This is a genomic window from Pseudonocardia phyllosphaerae, from assembly GCF_046546475.1.
GTDB lineage: Bacteria > Actinomycetota > Actinomycetes > Mycobacteriales > Pseudonocardiaceae > Pseudonocardia > Pseudonocardia phyllosphaerae.
In genome coordinates this window covers 165,590-179,274 of record NZ_JBKGXS010000005.1, presented here as the reverse complement: position 1 = coordinate 179,274, position 13,685 = coordinate 165,590, and the positions used below count along the sequence as shown (strand labels likewise).

The 13,685-nt window shown below is 74.7% G+C and carries 11 protein-coding genes; 7 read left to right on the top strand and 4 right to left on the bottom strand.

Going from position 1 to position 13,685, the window contains the following annotated elements:
* Positions 1 to 74: 74 nt before the first annotated feature.
* Positions 75 to 944, top strand: coding sequence for a glyoxalase III HchA (gene hchA / locus ACLE50_RS12920; RefSeq protein ID WP_410943742.1), 870 nt, complete (start codon positions 75 to 77; stop codon positions 942 to 944).
* Positions 945 to 956: 12 nt separating this feature from the next.
* Here hchA and ACLE50_RS12915 read toward each other — a convergent pair whose 3' ends face one another.
* The 3 genes from ACLE50_RS12915 to ACLE50_RS12905 are packed head-to-tail and all read right to left on the bottom strand — an operon-like array spanning position 957 to position 5,965.
* Positions 957 to 3,818 carry a molybdopterin-dependent oxidoreductase gene (locus ACLE50_RS12915; protein ID WP_410943741.1) on the bottom strand — a complete coding sequence of 954 codons (2,862 nt, stop codon included), beginning with the start codon at positions 3,816 to 3,818 and terminating at the stop codon, positions 957 to 959.
* Positions 3,815 to 4,612 carry an FAD binding domain-containing protein gene (locus tag ACLE50_RS12910; RefSeq protein WP_410943740.1) on the bottom strand — a complete coding sequence of 266 codons (798 nt, stop codon included), beginning with the start codon at positions 4,610 to 4,612 and terminating at the stop codon, positions 3,815 to 3,817. Before ACLE50_RS12910 ends, ACLE50_RS12915 begins: the two co-directional genes overlap by 4 nt.
* A 3-nt stretch (positions 4,613 to 4,615) precedes the next feature.
* Positions 4,616 to 5,965 (bottom strand): 8-oxoguanine deaminase, encoded by a 1,350-nt coding sequence (locus tag ACLE50_RS12905; protein WP_410943739.1) that lies wholly within the window; start codon positions 5,963 to 5,965, stop codon positions 4,616 to 4,618.
* 92 nt (positions 5,966 to 6,057) lie between these two features.
* On the opposite strand from ACLE50_RS12905, the gene ACLE50_RS12900 reads away from it, so the two are divergent.
* Positions 6,058 to 7,707 carry a PucR family transcriptional regulator gene (locus tag ACLE50_RS12900; protein ID WP_410943738.1) on the top strand — a complete coding sequence of 550 codons (1,650 nt, stop codon included), beginning with the start codon at positions 6,058 to 6,060 and terminating at the stop codon, positions 7,705 to 7,707.
* Positions 7,708 to 7,722: 15 nt separating this feature from the next.
* On the opposite strand, the gene ACLE50_RS12895 is transcribed toward ACLE50_RS12900, so the two are convergent.
* Positions 7,723 to 9,636, bottom strand: a complete 1,914-nt coding sequence (locus ACLE50_RS12895) for a solute carrier family 23 protein (protein ID WP_410943737.1) — start codon at positions 9,634 to 9,636, stop codon at positions 7,723 to 7,725.
* Between the two features lie 257 nt (positions 9,637 to 9,893).
* On the opposite strand from ACLE50_RS12895, the gene ACLE50_RS12890 reads away from it, so the two are divergent.
* From ACLE50_RS12890 to ureG, 5 genes are read left to right on the top strand one after another with little or no spacing between them, the layout of a single operon-like run.
* Complete coding sequence (locus tag ACLE50_RS12890; protein WP_410943736.1) at positions 9,894 to 10,196, top strand: urease subunit gamma; 303 nt, start codon at positions 9,894 to 9,896, stop codon at positions 10,194 to 10,196.
* Positions 10,193 to 10,540, top strand: a complete 348-nt coding sequence (locus ACLE50_RS12885; protein WP_410943735.1) for an urease subunit beta — start codon at positions 10,193 to 10,195, stop codon at positions 10,538 to 10,540. The genes ACLE50_RS12890 and ACLE50_RS12885 overlap by 4 nt, the downstream gene beginning before the upstream one ends.
* A complete protein-coding gene (locus tag ACLE50_RS12880) occupies positions 10,537 to 12,258 on the top strand; it encodes an urease subunit alpha (protein ID WP_410943734.1) in 1,722 nt (573 codons plus the stop codon). Before ACLE50_RS12885 ends, ACLE50_RS12880 begins: the two co-directional genes overlap by 4 nt.
* Positions 12,258 to 12,971 (top strand): urease accessory protein UreF, encoded by a 714-nt coding sequence (locus ACLE50_RS12875; RefSeq protein ID WP_410943733.1) that lies wholly within the window; start codon positions 12,258 to 12,260, stop codon positions 12,969 to 12,971. The genes ACLE50_RS12880 and ACLE50_RS12875 overlap by 1 nt, the downstream gene beginning before the upstream one ends.
* Positions 12,972 to 13,008: 37 nt before the next feature.
* Positions 13,009 to 13,683 (top strand): urease accessory protein UreG, encoded by a 675-nt coding sequence (gene ureG / locus ACLE50_RS12870; protein WP_410943732.1) that lies wholly within the window; start codon positions 13,009 to 13,011, stop codon positions 13,681 to 13,683.
* Positions 13,684 to 13,685 lie beyond the last annotated feature (2 nt).

The window sequence follows — 13,685 nt, the reverse complement described above, 5'->3', positions numbered from 1 at the left end:
CGCCCCGGTCCACCAACTTGTCAAGACAAGTGCGTGAACGATTCCGAGGGCGGCCCAACGGGTAGGCCACCTCCGTGACCGAGGAACTCAGCAAGCAGCCGACCCCCGACGAGGCCGAGGACGCCGCGTACTTCCCGTCGCCGTTCTCCCTCAACGCCTACACCGCTCCGACCACCGGTTTCGCCGGGCTCGCGACCGAGCGCGGCGCCTACACCGGCGGCCGCTGGAAGGTCCTGGTGCTGGCCACCGACGAGCGCTACCTGCTCATGGGCAACGGCTCGATGTTCTCCACGGGCAACCACCCGGTGGAGACGCTGCTGCCGCTGCACCACGTCCTCGAGGCCGGGTTCGACGTCGAGATCGTCACCCTGACCGGCGAGCCCGCGAAGTTCGAGTGGTGGGCCTACCCCGGTGAGGACGAGGCCGTCGCCGCGACCTGGACGACCCTGCGCGACCGGTGGCGCTCGCCGCGCTCGCTGATCGACGTCGTCGACGGCGGGCTGGACGACTCCGACTACCTGGCGGTGTTCGTGCCCGGCGGGCACGGCGCGCTCAACGGCCTGCCGGACAGCCCCTACGTCCGCGACCTGCTGGAGTGGGCGATGAACGACGACCGCCTGGTCGTCTCGCTCTGCCACGGCCCGGCCGCGTTCCTGGCGACCACGCTGGACCGGGAGTCGTCGGTGTTCGACGGCTACGAGGTCTGCGTCTTCCCGGACTCCCTCGACGCCGGCCAGAACGTCGACATCGGCTACCTGCCCGGCCCGATGCCGTGGCTGCTGGCGGAGAAGCTGGCCGAGAACGGCCTGCGGATCGCCAACGACGACATGTCCGGCGCCTGCACCACCGACCGCAACGTGATCACCGGGGACAGCCCGCTGGCCGCCGACGAGCTCGGCCGCCGGATGGCGACCGCGCTGGTCGAGCGGGCCGAGAAGGCCTGACCCGCCGCAGTCTCACGACCGGGCGAGCAGCCGCCACACCCGGTCCCGGGTGAACGGCTGGTGGTACGGCCGTACCCCGGTCGCCCGGGCGATCGCGTTGCCGATCGCCGGGGCGACCGGGTTGTACGGCGCCTCGCTCATCGACTTCGCGCCGAACGGGCCCAGCTCGTCGTGCGTGGCGGCGAACAGCACCTCGGTGTCGGGCACGTCGGCCATCTGCGGCACCCGGTAGGTCCGGAACGCGGGGTTGGCGACGCGGCCGTCGTCGTCGACGAGGACCTCCTCGTAGAGCGCGCTGCCCAGCCCCATCGCGGCACCGCCCTCGACCTGCCCGCGCAGCTGCGCGGGGTTCAGCACGGTGCCGGCGTCGACGGCCTGCACCGAGCGCAGCACCCGCACCGCACCGGTCCGGATGTCCACCGCGACCCGCACCCCGTGCACGGTCGCGGTGATCGCCCGCTCCTCCCCCGGCTCGTGGAACCCGCACGTCACGCCGTCCGGGTGGTCGGCCAGCAGCGCGGCGAAGCCGATCTCGCCGGACGGGGTGCGTACCCCGGTGGCCGTTACCTCCGACGCGCCCGGGCCCGCGAGCTCCCGTAGCCGGTCCCGCAGCGCGATCGCCGCACCGTGCAGCGCCTTCCCCGCGACCGTGGTGCCCGCGGAGCCGAACGCGCCGGTGTCGTAGCCGCAGGCGTCGGTGTCGCCCTGGCGGAGGGTGACCCGGTCCGGGGTGGTGTTCAGCGCCGCCGCCACGACCTGCCGGTGCGTGGTCGAGGTGCCGTTGCCGAACTCGACGGTCCCGACGCCGCAGCGGTAGGTGCCGTCCTGCAGCGCCGTCACCGTCACCGTGGACGCGTGCCCGAACGGCGCCATCGTCGTCATCATCGACAGCGCCATGCCCTCCCCGGTCCGCCACTGCGGGCCCACCGGTTCCGGCTCCGTGCGCAGGTCCGGCGGCGGATCCCGGCGCAGCGCGTCCTGCACCAGGTCCAGGCACTGGTCCATGCCGTAGCTGGTCCAGTACAGGTCCTGTTCGGGCTCCGGGTGGTGCGCGACGTGCAGCGGGTCCCCGGCACGCACCATGTTGATCCGCCGCAGGTCGAACGGGTCGACGCCCAGCTCCTGCGCCAGCTCGTCCATCGCGGACTCGACGCCGAGCAGCACCTGCCCGAGCCCGTAGCCGCGGAACGCGCCGGAGGGCACGTTGTTGGTGTAGACGGCCTCGGCGTCGAGGTGCTTGACCGGGCAGTTGTAGACGCTGACCGACTCGGCGACGGCGTGGAACAGCACGCCGCGGGAGTGGTTGCCGTAGGCGCCTGCGTCGGAGAGGACGTCGAGCTTCATCGCGGTCAGCCGCCCGTCGCGGGTCGCGCCGAGGGCGACGCCGACCCGCATCGGGTGCCGGACGGCGGTGCGGGTGAACTCCTCGGCCCGGGTGAACTCGTGCACGACCGCGCGCCCGGTGCGCAGCACGGCCAGCCCGACGAGGTCCTCGGCGAACATCTCCTGCTTGCCGCCGAACCCGCCGCCGAGCCGCGAGGCGTGCACCCGCACCCGGTCGGGGTCGAGGCCGAGCACCCTGGCCAGCTCGGCGCGGGTGAGGAACGGGACCTGGGTGCCTGCCCGGAGCACCAGGCGGCCGTCGTCGTCGAGCGACCCGACGGCGCCGTGGCACTCCAGCTGCGCGTGCGACACCCGCGACGTCCGCCAGGTCCCGGACACGGTCACCGCGGAGGCGGCCAGTGCGGCGTCGACGTCGCCGCCGTGCCCGCCGTGCAGGGCGAGGACGACGTTGCGGGACGCGTCGTCGACCCGATCGGCGGGGGTGCGGTCCGGGTGCAGCAGCGGCGCGCCCGGTGCGCGGGCGGCGTCGGGGTCGAGCACCGCGGGCAGCACCTCGTAGTCGACGTCGATCAGCCGGCACGCCGCCTCGGCCTGCGCGGCGGTGTCGGCGACGACCGCGGCGACCCGCTGCCCGACGTGCCGGACGACGTCGTCGAGCATCCGGGTGTCGTCCGGGTCGTCGTCGCGGTGCTCGTGGCGTGCCGTGGAGTAGCGCACGTCCGGCACGTCGCGGTGGGTCAGCACCAGCTGCACCCCCGGTGCGGCCTCGGCCGCCGCGGTGTCGATCCCGCGGATCCGGGCGTGCGCGTGCGGGGAGGTGAGGACGCGCAGGTGCAGTGCACCCGTGCGGTCCCCGGCCGGGCCGGTGCCGGTGTCGAGACCCGTGTCGGGGCCGGTGTCGAAGGTGAACGGCTCGGCGCCGGTGACGATCCGCTCCGCGGCGGGCGGCCGCGCCGAGGTCCCCACTGCACCGGATCCCACAGCGCCGGATCCCACTGCACCGGATCCCACAGCGCCGCACGGTCCGGCACCGGACGTGGCATCGGCAGGCGCACACGCCGCGGCGCACGGCGAGCCGCACGCGCCGCGCACCCCGGCCTCGATCGACTCCCGGATCGCCCGGTAGCCGGTGCAGCGGCACAGGTTGCCCTTCATCCGCCGCGGCAGGTCCGCGAGGTCGTCCTCGTCCAGTGTGGACGCGGTGAGGATCTGGCCCGGGGTGCAGAACCCGCACTGGTAGCCCTGGTGCTCCAGGAACGCCTGCTGCACCGGGTGCAGCGTGCCCTCGGCACCGGCCAGCCCGGCGACGGTGGTGAGGTGCGCGCCGTCGAGCCGCTGGGCGGGGATCAGGCAGGAGTGCACCGCCCGGCCGTCGACGAGCACGGTGCACGCCCCGCAGTCCCCTGCGTCGCAGCCCTTCCGGACCTCGGTGTGCCCGTGCTGGCGCAGGAACGTCCGCGCGCACTGCCCGGCCCGCGGCTCGCCCGCGTGCTCGGTGTCGTACTCGGTCTCGTTCACCCAGAACTTCATCCGGCGAGCTCCTCCACGATCTCGGCCAGCAGCACGCCGGAGACGGCGCGCCGCCAGTCGGCGCTGCCGAGCGGATCGGTGTACCAGCCGCCGAGGCCGTCCACGTCGGACCGGACCTGCCCGGGTCCTGGCAGCTCCGGGTAGCGCAGCACGGTGGGTGCGGCGGTGGCGGCGGTGATCCCCAGGACGCACGAGCCGTCCGGGTCGACGCGGCCGGTGAGCACCGCGCCGGAGCGGCCCAGCTCGGCGAGGGCGATCTTGCGGAACGCGGTGCGGGCGTCGACCGCCGGGGCCGGGAGCTCCAGGGCGCGCAGCACCTCGCCGTCGCGCAGGCGGTTGGTGCCGTTGCCGGTGACCAGGCGGGCGACCGGAATCCGGTACTGCCCGCCGTCGGGCGTCCAGACCAGCGCGACGCCGTCGAGGGCGACACACAGCGCGACCATCCCGGCCGCGGCGAACGAGCGGCACACGTTCCCGCCGACGGTGGCGGTGTGCCAGATCTTCCAGGACGCCAGCAGCGCGTGCGCGCACTGCGCGAACAGCGGACGGCCGGTGGCCTCGCCGTGGGCGGCGAGGTCGGCGATCGGGCAGGTCGCGGCGATCTCCACACCGCCGTCCGGGAGCGTGGTGATCGGCTCCCAGCCCATCGTCGTCAGGTCGACCAGGCCGGTCACCTCCGGCTGCGGCTCCGAGAACAGCCAGGTCCCGCCGCCGAGGATCCGCTCCCCCGGACCCAGGGCGAGGTCGTCGCGGTGCCGGGCCCGGCGGAACCCGGTGACGGTGGTCAGGTCCACGGCTCAGCCCGCCTTCGCCACGAGGTCGCGCTGTACCGACGCACACCGCGCCGCGACCGCCTCGGTGTCGACGGTGACAACCCGGTCGTGCTCGACGACCGGGCGCCCGTTCACCAGCAGCAGCTCCAGCGGCGGCGCCGCCCCGAGGACGAGCGCGGCGACCGGGTCGGCGATGCCGGCGTGGCCGAGGTCGTCGAGCCGCCACAGCGCGAGGTCGGCGAGCTTGCCGGTCTCGATGGTGCCGATCTCGTCCTCCCGGCCCAGCACCCTGGCACCGCCGAGCGTGCCCAGCTCGACGGCCTGGCGCACCGACATCGCGCGGGGGCCGCCGCGGGCGCGGGCGAACAGCGTCGCGAGCTTGACGTCCTCGAGCAGGCTGGTGCCCTCGTTGGACGCGGCACCGTCCACGCCGAGCCCGACCCGGGCACCGGCGTCGACGAGGTCGCGGACCCGGGCGATCCCGGCGCCGAGGCGGCCGTTGGAGGTCGGGCAGTGCGACACCCCGGTGCCGGTTGCGCCGATGGTCTTCACCGCCGCGTCGTCGAGGTGCACGGTGTGGGCGAACCACACGTCGTCGCCGGTCCAGCCGAGGTCGGCGACGTACTGGGTGGGGGTGCAGCCGAAACGCTCGGCGCAGAACTCCTCCTCGTCGTCGGTCTCGGCGAGGTGGGTGTGCAGCCGCACCCCCAGCTCCCGGGCCAGCTGCGCGGACTCGCGCATCAGCTCCCCGGTCACCGAGAACGGCGAGCACGGGGCGAGCGCGATCCGCAGCATCGAGTCGAACGAGGGGTCGTGCCAGCGGGCGACGGCGTCCGCACAGGCGGCGAGGATGGTGTCCCGGTCCTCGACGACGTGGTCCGGGGGCAGTCCGCCCGCGCTGCGGCCCAGGTCCATCGAGCCGCGTGTCGGGTGGAACCGCAGCCCCACCTCGGCGGCGGCCCGGATCTCGGCGCCGAGCACGTCACCGCCCTCGCGGGGGAAGACGTAGTGGTGGTCGGTGCTGGTGGTGCAGCCCGACAGCGCCAGGGTGGCGAGCGCCCCGGAGGCGCCGGTGCGCACGGCGTCCTCGTCGATCCCGGCCCAGACCGGGTAGAGCGTGGTCAGCCACTCGAACAGCGTGTGGTCGACGGCCAGGCCGCGGGTCACCCACTGGTAGAGGTGGTGGTGGCAGTTGACCAGCCCGGGGGTGAGCAGACAGCCGCGGCCGTCGACGACCCGTCCGGTGCGCGCCCACTCCGGTGCGGGGCCCGCGCCGACGGCGGCGATCCGGTTGCCCACGACCACCACGTGCCCGTCCGGGTACTCGTCCCCGGCGACGGTCAGCACGTGGGCGCCCTCGATGACGGTCTGCATGGGTCCAGGGAACCGCGTCCGGGTCACGGCCAGAAGGCGCCGCCGTGACGAATCGCCGTCACGGCCCGGTGAACGCGTTGTAGGTTCCTCCAATGCGGTTGTCCGAGCTGGTGGAACGCCCCGAGCTGCGGCTGCGGGTCCTGCACGGCGACGCGCAGCAGCTCGACCGACCGGTGCGCTGGGTCTACACGACCGACCTGCCCGACCCGTCGCAGTACCTGGGCGGCGGTGAGCTGGTGGTCTCGGGGATGGTGTGGCGGCGCAGCGCCGCGGACACCGAGCGGTTCGTCGCCGCGCTGGCCCGCGCGGAGGTGGCGGCACTCGCCGCCGGGGAGGCGCTGCACGGCGAGGTGCCCGGCGACGTCGTGGCGGCCTGCCGCCGGCACGACGTGGTGCTGCTCGCCGTCCCGACCGACGTGTCGTTCTCCCAGCTCACCGAGGTCGTGGTGGGCGCGCTGTCCGCGGCGCGCGGCGACCGGCTCGCGCACACCCTGGGCCGGCACCGCCGCCTGCTCGACGCGCTCGCCGGAGGCGCCGGGCTCGACGAGCTGACCGCGACGGTGTCCGCAGGCACCGGGCTGGTGTGCCGGGTGCTGACCGCGGGCGGGCGCCCGATCGCGGGCCCGCCGCAGGACCCCGCCGAGCGGGACGCGGTGGTCACCGCGTTCCTGACCGCCGAACGGCTGCCGGCGACGGCGGCGGGGCACGTCCTGCTCCCGGTCGGGCCGGGGACGTCGCGGGTGACGGGCTGGCTGGCCGCGGCCGCCGTCGGCGGCGCCGGCCCCGGAAACACCGCCGGCGGCGCCGGCACTGGCGACACCGCCGACGCCGCTTGCCCTGGCGACACCGCAGGCCCTGGCGACGCGACCGGCACCGCCGGGATGGCCGGTACCGGTGACACGGACGGCACGGCAGGCACCGAGCCCGGTACCGACGTGCTGGGCGCGCTCGGGGAGCTCGCCGCGATCGCCGCACTGGACCGGGCGCGCCGCCGGGAGGGCACCGCGGTGACCCGGCCGATCGCCGAGGACGCGCTGGCCCGGATCGCCGCCGGTGCGGGCGACCGCACCGAGACCCGGGTGCGGCTGCGTCAGGCCGGGGCGGAGCCGGACGGGACGCCGACGGTCGTCGTGCTCGCCGTGCAGGGTGGCCCGGACCCGGCGGGCACCGCCTACGAGCTGCTCGCCGACGCGGTGCCCGGTCCGGCCGCCGTCGGGCTGCTGGACGGGTCGGCGGTGGCCGTGCTGCCCGGCGCCGACGACGCCGAGGCCACCGTCGCGGCGCTGCAGCGCCTCGGCCCGGGGCTGGGGCCACGGCGGCTGCACGCCGGGGTGTCCCGGCCGTCGGGCGCGTCGGCGCTGTCCGGGGCGCTCGGCGAGGCCCGGCACGCCGCCGGGGTCGCCGCGACCCGGCCGGGCCCGGTCGCGGTCGCCCGGGCCGGGGAGGTCACCTCGCACGTGGCGCTGCTGGCCGGGGTCCCCGACGACGTCCGCCGCGCCTTCTCCGAGCAGGTGCTGGGCCCGGTGCTCGAGCACGACGCGCGCTCGGGCACCGGGCTGCGGGAGACCCTCGAGGTGTTCCTGGACGAGTCCGGGTCGTGGAGCCGGACGGCGGCGCGGCTGCACCTGCACGTCAACACCGTGCGGTACCGGATCGGGCGGGTCGAGGAGCTGACCGGTCGCGACCTGGGCCGGTTCACCGACCGCGTCGACCTGCACCTGGCGCTGCAGCTGCGCCGCTGACCCACCCGGCGGGGCTCACACCACCAGGTCGTCGAACCGGTGGCCCGCCACCTTGGCGATCTCCACCAGCGCCGCGGCGTGCTCCTGGGCCGGCGGGTGCCCGAGGCGCTGGCGGGCGAGGGCAGGCAGCGCCGAACGGTCACCGGCGTCCCGCAGGCAGACGATCAGCGGGAACCCGAACCGGTCCCGGTAGACCGCGGCGACCGCGGCCAGCTCGCTGCGCCCGTCGCCGTCGAGCAGCGCCAGGCCCGCCCGGTCGCGCAGTGCGGCCCAGTGCCCCCAGGTCGTGCCGTCGGTGGGCACCGGCGCGCCCTGCTCGACGATCCCGCCGAGATCCGGGTAGTGCGCCAGCAGCTCCCGCTGCTCCCCCGCCGGGGCCGCGAACAGCTCCTCCTGCAGCGCGGCGCGCAGCGACTCGCGGTCGGTGTACCCGCCGCGGGCGTGCACCCGGGCGGGTACCTCGGTCGGGCCCTCGAACAGCCTGCCGAGCAGGTCGGCGAACCGGGCGCGGTCGTAGCCTGCGACCTCGTCGTAGGGCACGGCGTCGGGGCTCACGGTGTCCGGAGCCGGTGCGGCCGGGCTCCGGCGCCGTCCGATGTGGAAGAACAGCAGGTTGAGCCCGATCGCGACGATGCTGCCCGCGGTGATCCCCGAGCCCAGGACGATCTGTGCCCAGCCGGGGAGCGCGTTCGCGACGTCGGGCTGCACGGTCACGAAGAGCGCCACCCCCAGCCCGGACCCGACGACCACGACGTTGCGGTGGTCGGTGAAGTCCACCCGCGACAGCGTCTGGATCCCGACGACGGCGACAGTCGCGAACATCGCCAGCGCCGCCCCACCCAGCACCGGGTGCGGCACGGCGGCGACCAGCGCCCCGGCCTTCGGCACCAGCCCGAGCAGGATCATGAACACCCCGGCCGCGGTGACCACCCACCGGCTGGAGACGCGGGTGAGCCGCACCAGGCCGACGTTCTCCGCGAAGCAGGTGTAGGGGAAGGAGTTGAGGACCCCGCCCAGGGTGGTGGCGACGCCGTCGGCGCGCAGGGCGCGGGCCACGTCGTCCGGGCCGACCTTCTTGTCGACGATCTCGCCGGTCGCGACGACGTCGCCGGTCGTCTCCACCGCGGTGATCATCATGACGACGACCATCGAGACGATCGCGGCGGCCGAGAACTGCGGCCATCCGAAGTGGAACGGCGTGGTCACCCCCAGCCAGGCGGACTCGTGCAGCTCGGAGAGGTCGACCAGGCCGAACGGGACCGCGGCCAGGGTGCCCAGTACCAGTCCGGCGAGCACCGCGACGGTGGCGAGGAACCCGCGGAACAGCCGCTGGATCAGCACGATCACCGCCAGCGTGCCGAGCGCGAGCGCCAGGTACAGCGGGTTGCCCGGATCCGGCGCGGTGGAGCCGCCGACGGCGTCCTGCGCGGCGACCGGCAGCAGCGCCAGCCCGATCACGGTGATCACCGTGCCCGTGACCACCGGCGGGAAGAACCGCAGCAGCTTCGCGAAGTACGGCGCGGCGAAGAACGTGAGCAGCCCGGCCACGATTACCGCGCCGTAGATCGTGGTCAGCCCCTGGACGCCACCGCCCGCGGCCGTCCCGATCGCGATCATCGGCGAGACCGCGGTGAACGTGACGCCCTGGAGCAGCGGCAGCCGCACCCCGACCTTCCCGATCCCGACCGACTGCAGGATCGAGGCGATCCCGCAGGTGAACAGGTCGGCGTTGATCAGGTGGACGAGCTCGGCGCCGGACAGACCGATCGCGTTCGCCAGCAGGATCGGGACGACGACGGCCCCGGCGTAGAACGCCAGGACGTGCTGCACGCCGTAGACGGCGAGCCGGGCCGGTGGCGGCACCCGGTCGACCGGGTGGGTCCCGGCGGTGCTCGTGGCGGTGGGTCGTGCTCGGCGCAGGCGTGTCACGGGGAACCTCGGCAGGGGCTGGATGCGGAGAACGTGCGGAGCCGCGAATGCGACCCGCATCACGGTCCTCCCGGCGGCGCGGGCCCCGGCACCACCGTTCCCGACGAACACGGCCCCTCGCGAACCCGGGAGTTTCGTAGGTTCGGACAGTCGACCCGGGCCGCGCGGACGATCACGGCGCCGGGCGGAACGCAGACGAAACAGGGCCGCAACGAGCCGTCGGTGGTGCCGGGGACGATCTCGGAGAGAATGCGGGCATGCACCTGAGCCCCCAGGAGCGGGACAAGCTCCTGATCCACGTCGCGGCCGACGTCGCGCGCAGGCGCCGCGAGCGGGGCCTGCGGCTCAACCACCCGGAGGCGGTCGCGCTGATCACCGAGCACGTCCTAGAGGGCGCCCGCGACGGGCGGACCGTGGCCGAGCTGATGTCGTCGGGCCGTGAGGTCCTCACCCGCGACGACGTGCTGGACGGCATTCCCGAGATGCTCGACTCCGTGCAGGTGGAGGCCACCTTCCCCGACGGCACGAAGCTGGTCACCGTGCACGGGCCGATCGCATGAGCGGCGGCGCGGGAGCCGGCGGCCCCGGCGAGATCCTGGTCGGCGACGAACCGGTGGAGCTCAACCCGGGCCGCGAGCGGGTCACGCTCACCGTGGTCAACGGCGCGGACCGGCCGGTGCAGGTCGGCTCGCACTACCACTTCGCCGCCGCCAACCCCGGCCTCGTGTTCGACCACGACGCCGCCTGGGGCATGCGGCTCGACGTCCCGGCGGGCACCTCGGTGCGGTTCGAGCCGGGTGTCGAGCGGGAGGTGACGCTGGTGCCGATCGCCGGTGCCCGCCGCGTCCCCGGCCTGCGCCCCGAGCGCGCCGGGAACCTCGACGAGCCGGGGTACGAGTCGTGACCGGGCCGGGCATCGACCGCGCCCGCTACGCCGACCTGTTCGGCCCGACCGTCGGCGACCGGATCCGCCTGGCCGACACCAACCTGCTGATCGAGGTCACCGAGGACCTGTCCCGCGGCCGCGGCTCCGGCGACGAGGTGGTGTTCGGAGGCGGCAAGGTCGTCCGCGAGTCGATGGGGCAGGCCGCGGTCACCGCGGCGCACTGCCCGGACCTGGTGATCACCGGCGCCGTGGTGCTCGACCACTGGGGCGTCGTCAAGGCCGACGTCGGGGTCAAGGACGGCCGGATCTGCGGGATCGGCAAGGCCGGCAACCCGGACACGATGGACGGCGTCGACCCGGCGCTGGTCATCGGGCCCGGCACCGAGATCCTCGCCGGCAACGGGAGGATCCTCACCGCGGGCGGCATCGACCCCCACGTGCACTTCATCTGCCCGCAGCTGGTCGAGACCGCGCTCGCCTCCGGGGTGACGACGCTGTTCGGCGGCGGCACCGGCCCGGTCGACGGGTCGAAGGCCACCACCGTCACGCCGGGCCCGTGGAACATCGGCCGCATGTTGCACGCCATGGACCACCAGCCGGTGAACGTGCTGCTCATGGGCAAGGGCAACACCGTGTCCGCCGAGGCGCTGCACGAACAGCTGCGCGCCGGGGCGGGCGGGTTCAAGCTGCACGAGGACTGGGGCACCACCCCGGCCGCGATCGACGCCTGCCTGCGGGTCTGCGACGAGACCGGTGTGCAGGCCGCGCTGCACTCCGACACGCTCAACGAGGCCGGGTTCCTGCAGTCCACCCTGGACGCCATCGCGGGGCGCTCGATCAACGCCTTCCACACCGAGGGCGCCGGTGGCGGGCACGCCCCGGACATCATCGAGGTCGTGTCGACGCACAACGTGCTGCCGTCGTCGACGAACCCGACCCGCCCGCACACCGTGAACACCCTCGACGAGCACCTCGACATGCTCATGGTGTGCCACCACCTGAACCCGTCGGTGCCCGAGGACCTGGCGTTCGCCGAGTCCCGGATCCGCCCGACGACCATCGCCGCCGAGGACGTCCTGCACGACCTCGGCGCGATCTCGATGATGAGCTCGGACTCCCAGGCGATGGGCCGGATCGGTGAGGTGGTCGTCCGGACCTGGCAGACCGCGCACGTCATGAAGGACAAGCGCGGCCCGCTGCCCGGCGACGGCCCCGCCGACAACCACCGCGCCCAGCGCTACGTCGCGAAGTACACGATCAACCCGGCGCTGGCGCACGGCGCGGGAGAGCACATCGGCTCGATCGAGGTCGGCAAGCTCGCCGACCTCGTGCTGTGGGAGCCGAAGTTCTTCGGGGTCCGCCCGCAGGTGGTGCTCAAGGGCGGGTTCGCGGTGTGGGCGCAGATGGGCGACGCGAACGCCTCCATCCCCACACCCGGCCCGGTCTACGGCCGCCCGATGTTCGGCTACGCGCACTCCCCCGCCGCGCTGGGGTCGCTGACGTTCATGGCGCGGTCCGCGATCGACGACGGTCTGCCCGAGCGCCTCGGCCTCGCGACGCCCGCGGTGCCGGTCGCCGACACCCGCGCCGTGCGCAAGGACACGATGGTGCTCAACGACGCCACCCCCGACGTGCACGTCGACCCGGACTCGTTCGAGGTGACGATCGACGGCGACGTCGTCGTCCCCGACCCGGTGTCGGAGCTGCCGATGACCCAGCGCTACTTCCTGTTCTGATGCCGGGTCTCGTGTCGCTGGTCCTCGCCGACGCCCGGTTCCCCGGCGGCGGGCACGTGCACTCCGGCGGGCTGGAGCAGGCCGTCGCGCAGGGCCTGGTAGACGACGTCGCGTCGCTGCACGCGTTCCTGCGCGGGCGGCTGCGGACGGCGGGGCTGGTCGCGTGCTGCGTCGCCGCGGCGACCGCGGTGCGGCTCGGCGACTTCGCCGCGCTCGACGCGGCGCTGGACGCGCGGACCCCGTCGGCGGCACAGCGCGAGGCGTCCCGGGCGCAGGGGAAGGCGTCGCTGCGCGCGGCGCGGGCGGCGTGGCCGTCACCGGAGCTGGAGACCCTGGTCGCGGTCGACCGGCGCCCGCACCACCCGCTGCTCGCGGGCCTGCTGATCGGGCTCGGCGGAGCGGGATCCGCCGGGGCGGGAGCGGCTGCGGACAACGCTGCCGGCACCGCGGCCGACGCGGCCCGCTGCGTCGGCTACCTGGCGGTCTCCGGGCCCGCCTCGGCAGCCGTGCGGCTGCTGGGGTTGGATCCGTTCGCCGTCAACGCCGCCGTCGTCGCGCTCGGGCCCGAGCTCGACGCGATCGCCGAGCAGGCCGTGGCGCACGCGTCCGGCCCGCTCGCCGACCTCCCGGCGCCCGGTGCGCCGGTCCTCGACCTCATGGCGGAGTCCCACGTCCGCCGCCACCACGAAAGGGTGTGCCTCTTTGCCTCCTGAGAACGCCGCCGGGACCGCCGGTCACGGGCACGGCCACATGATCAGCTTCGATCCGACCGAGACCGACCACGACCACCACGACCCGTCGCCGGCCGGTGGGCGCGCGGTGCGGATCGGGATCGGCGGGCCCGTCGGCTCCGGCAAGACCGCGCTGGTCGCGGCGCTGGCCCGCAGCCTCGCCGGGACGCTGCGGCTGGCCGTGGTCACCAACGACATCTACACCACCGAGGACGCCGACTTCCTGCGTCGCGCCGGTGTGCTCGCCGCCGACCGGGTCGAGGCGGTGCAGACCGGCTGCTGCCCGCACACCGCGATCCGCGACGACATCACCGCCAACCTCGACGCGATCGACCTGCTGGAGGAGCGGTTCGGCGACCTGGACCTGGTGCTCGTCGAGTCCGGCGGGGACAACCTCACCGCGGTGTTCTCCCGCGGGCTGGTCGACCGGCAGATCTTCGTCGTCGACGTCGCGGGCGGGGACAAGGTGCCGCGCAAGGGCGGGCCCGGCGTCACCACCGCCGACCTGCTGGTGATCAACAAGACCGACCTGGCGCCGCTGGTCGGCGCCGACCTCGGCGTGATGGCCGGGGACGCGGCCGAGATCCGCGGGGAGCTGCCGGTGATCCAGCAGTCGCTGGTCGAGGACCCGGCCGCGTCCGACGTCGGCGCCTGGGTGCTCGAGCAGGTCGCCGCCGTCCGCGCCGCGGTCTGAGC

Excerpts from the sequence above, each read along its gene's own strand:
- ureG (WP_410943732.1), top strand. The coding sequence starts at position 13,009 with ATGATCAGCTTCGATCCGACCGAGACCGACCACGACCACCACGACCCG.
- ACLE50_RS12900 (WP_410943738.1), top strand. The coding sequence starts at position 6,058 with ATGCGGTTGTCCGAGCTGGTGGAACGCCCCGAGCTGCGGCTGCGGGTC.
- ACLE50_RS12885 (WP_410943735.1), top strand. The coding sequence starts at position 10,193 with ATGAGCGGCGGCGCGGGAGCCGGCGGCCCCGGCGAGATCCTGGTCGGC.
- ACLE50_RS12915 (WP_410943741.1), bottom strand. The coding sequence starts at position 3,818 with ATGAAGTTCTGGGTGAACGAGACCGAGTACGACACCGAGCACGCGGGC.
- ACLE50_RS12875 (WP_410943733.1), top strand. The coding sequence starts at position 12,258 with ATGCCGGGTCTCGTGTCGCTGGTCCTCGCCGACGCCCGGTTCCCCGGC.
- ACLE50_RS12890 (WP_410943736.1), top strand. The coding sequence starts at position 9,894 with ATGCACCTGAGCCCCCAGGAGCGGGACAAGCTCCTGATCCACGTCGCG.
- ACLE50_RS12905 (WP_410943739.1), bottom strand. The coding sequence starts at position 5,965 with ATGCAGACCGTCATCGAGGGCGCCCACGTGCTGACCGTCGCCGGGGAC.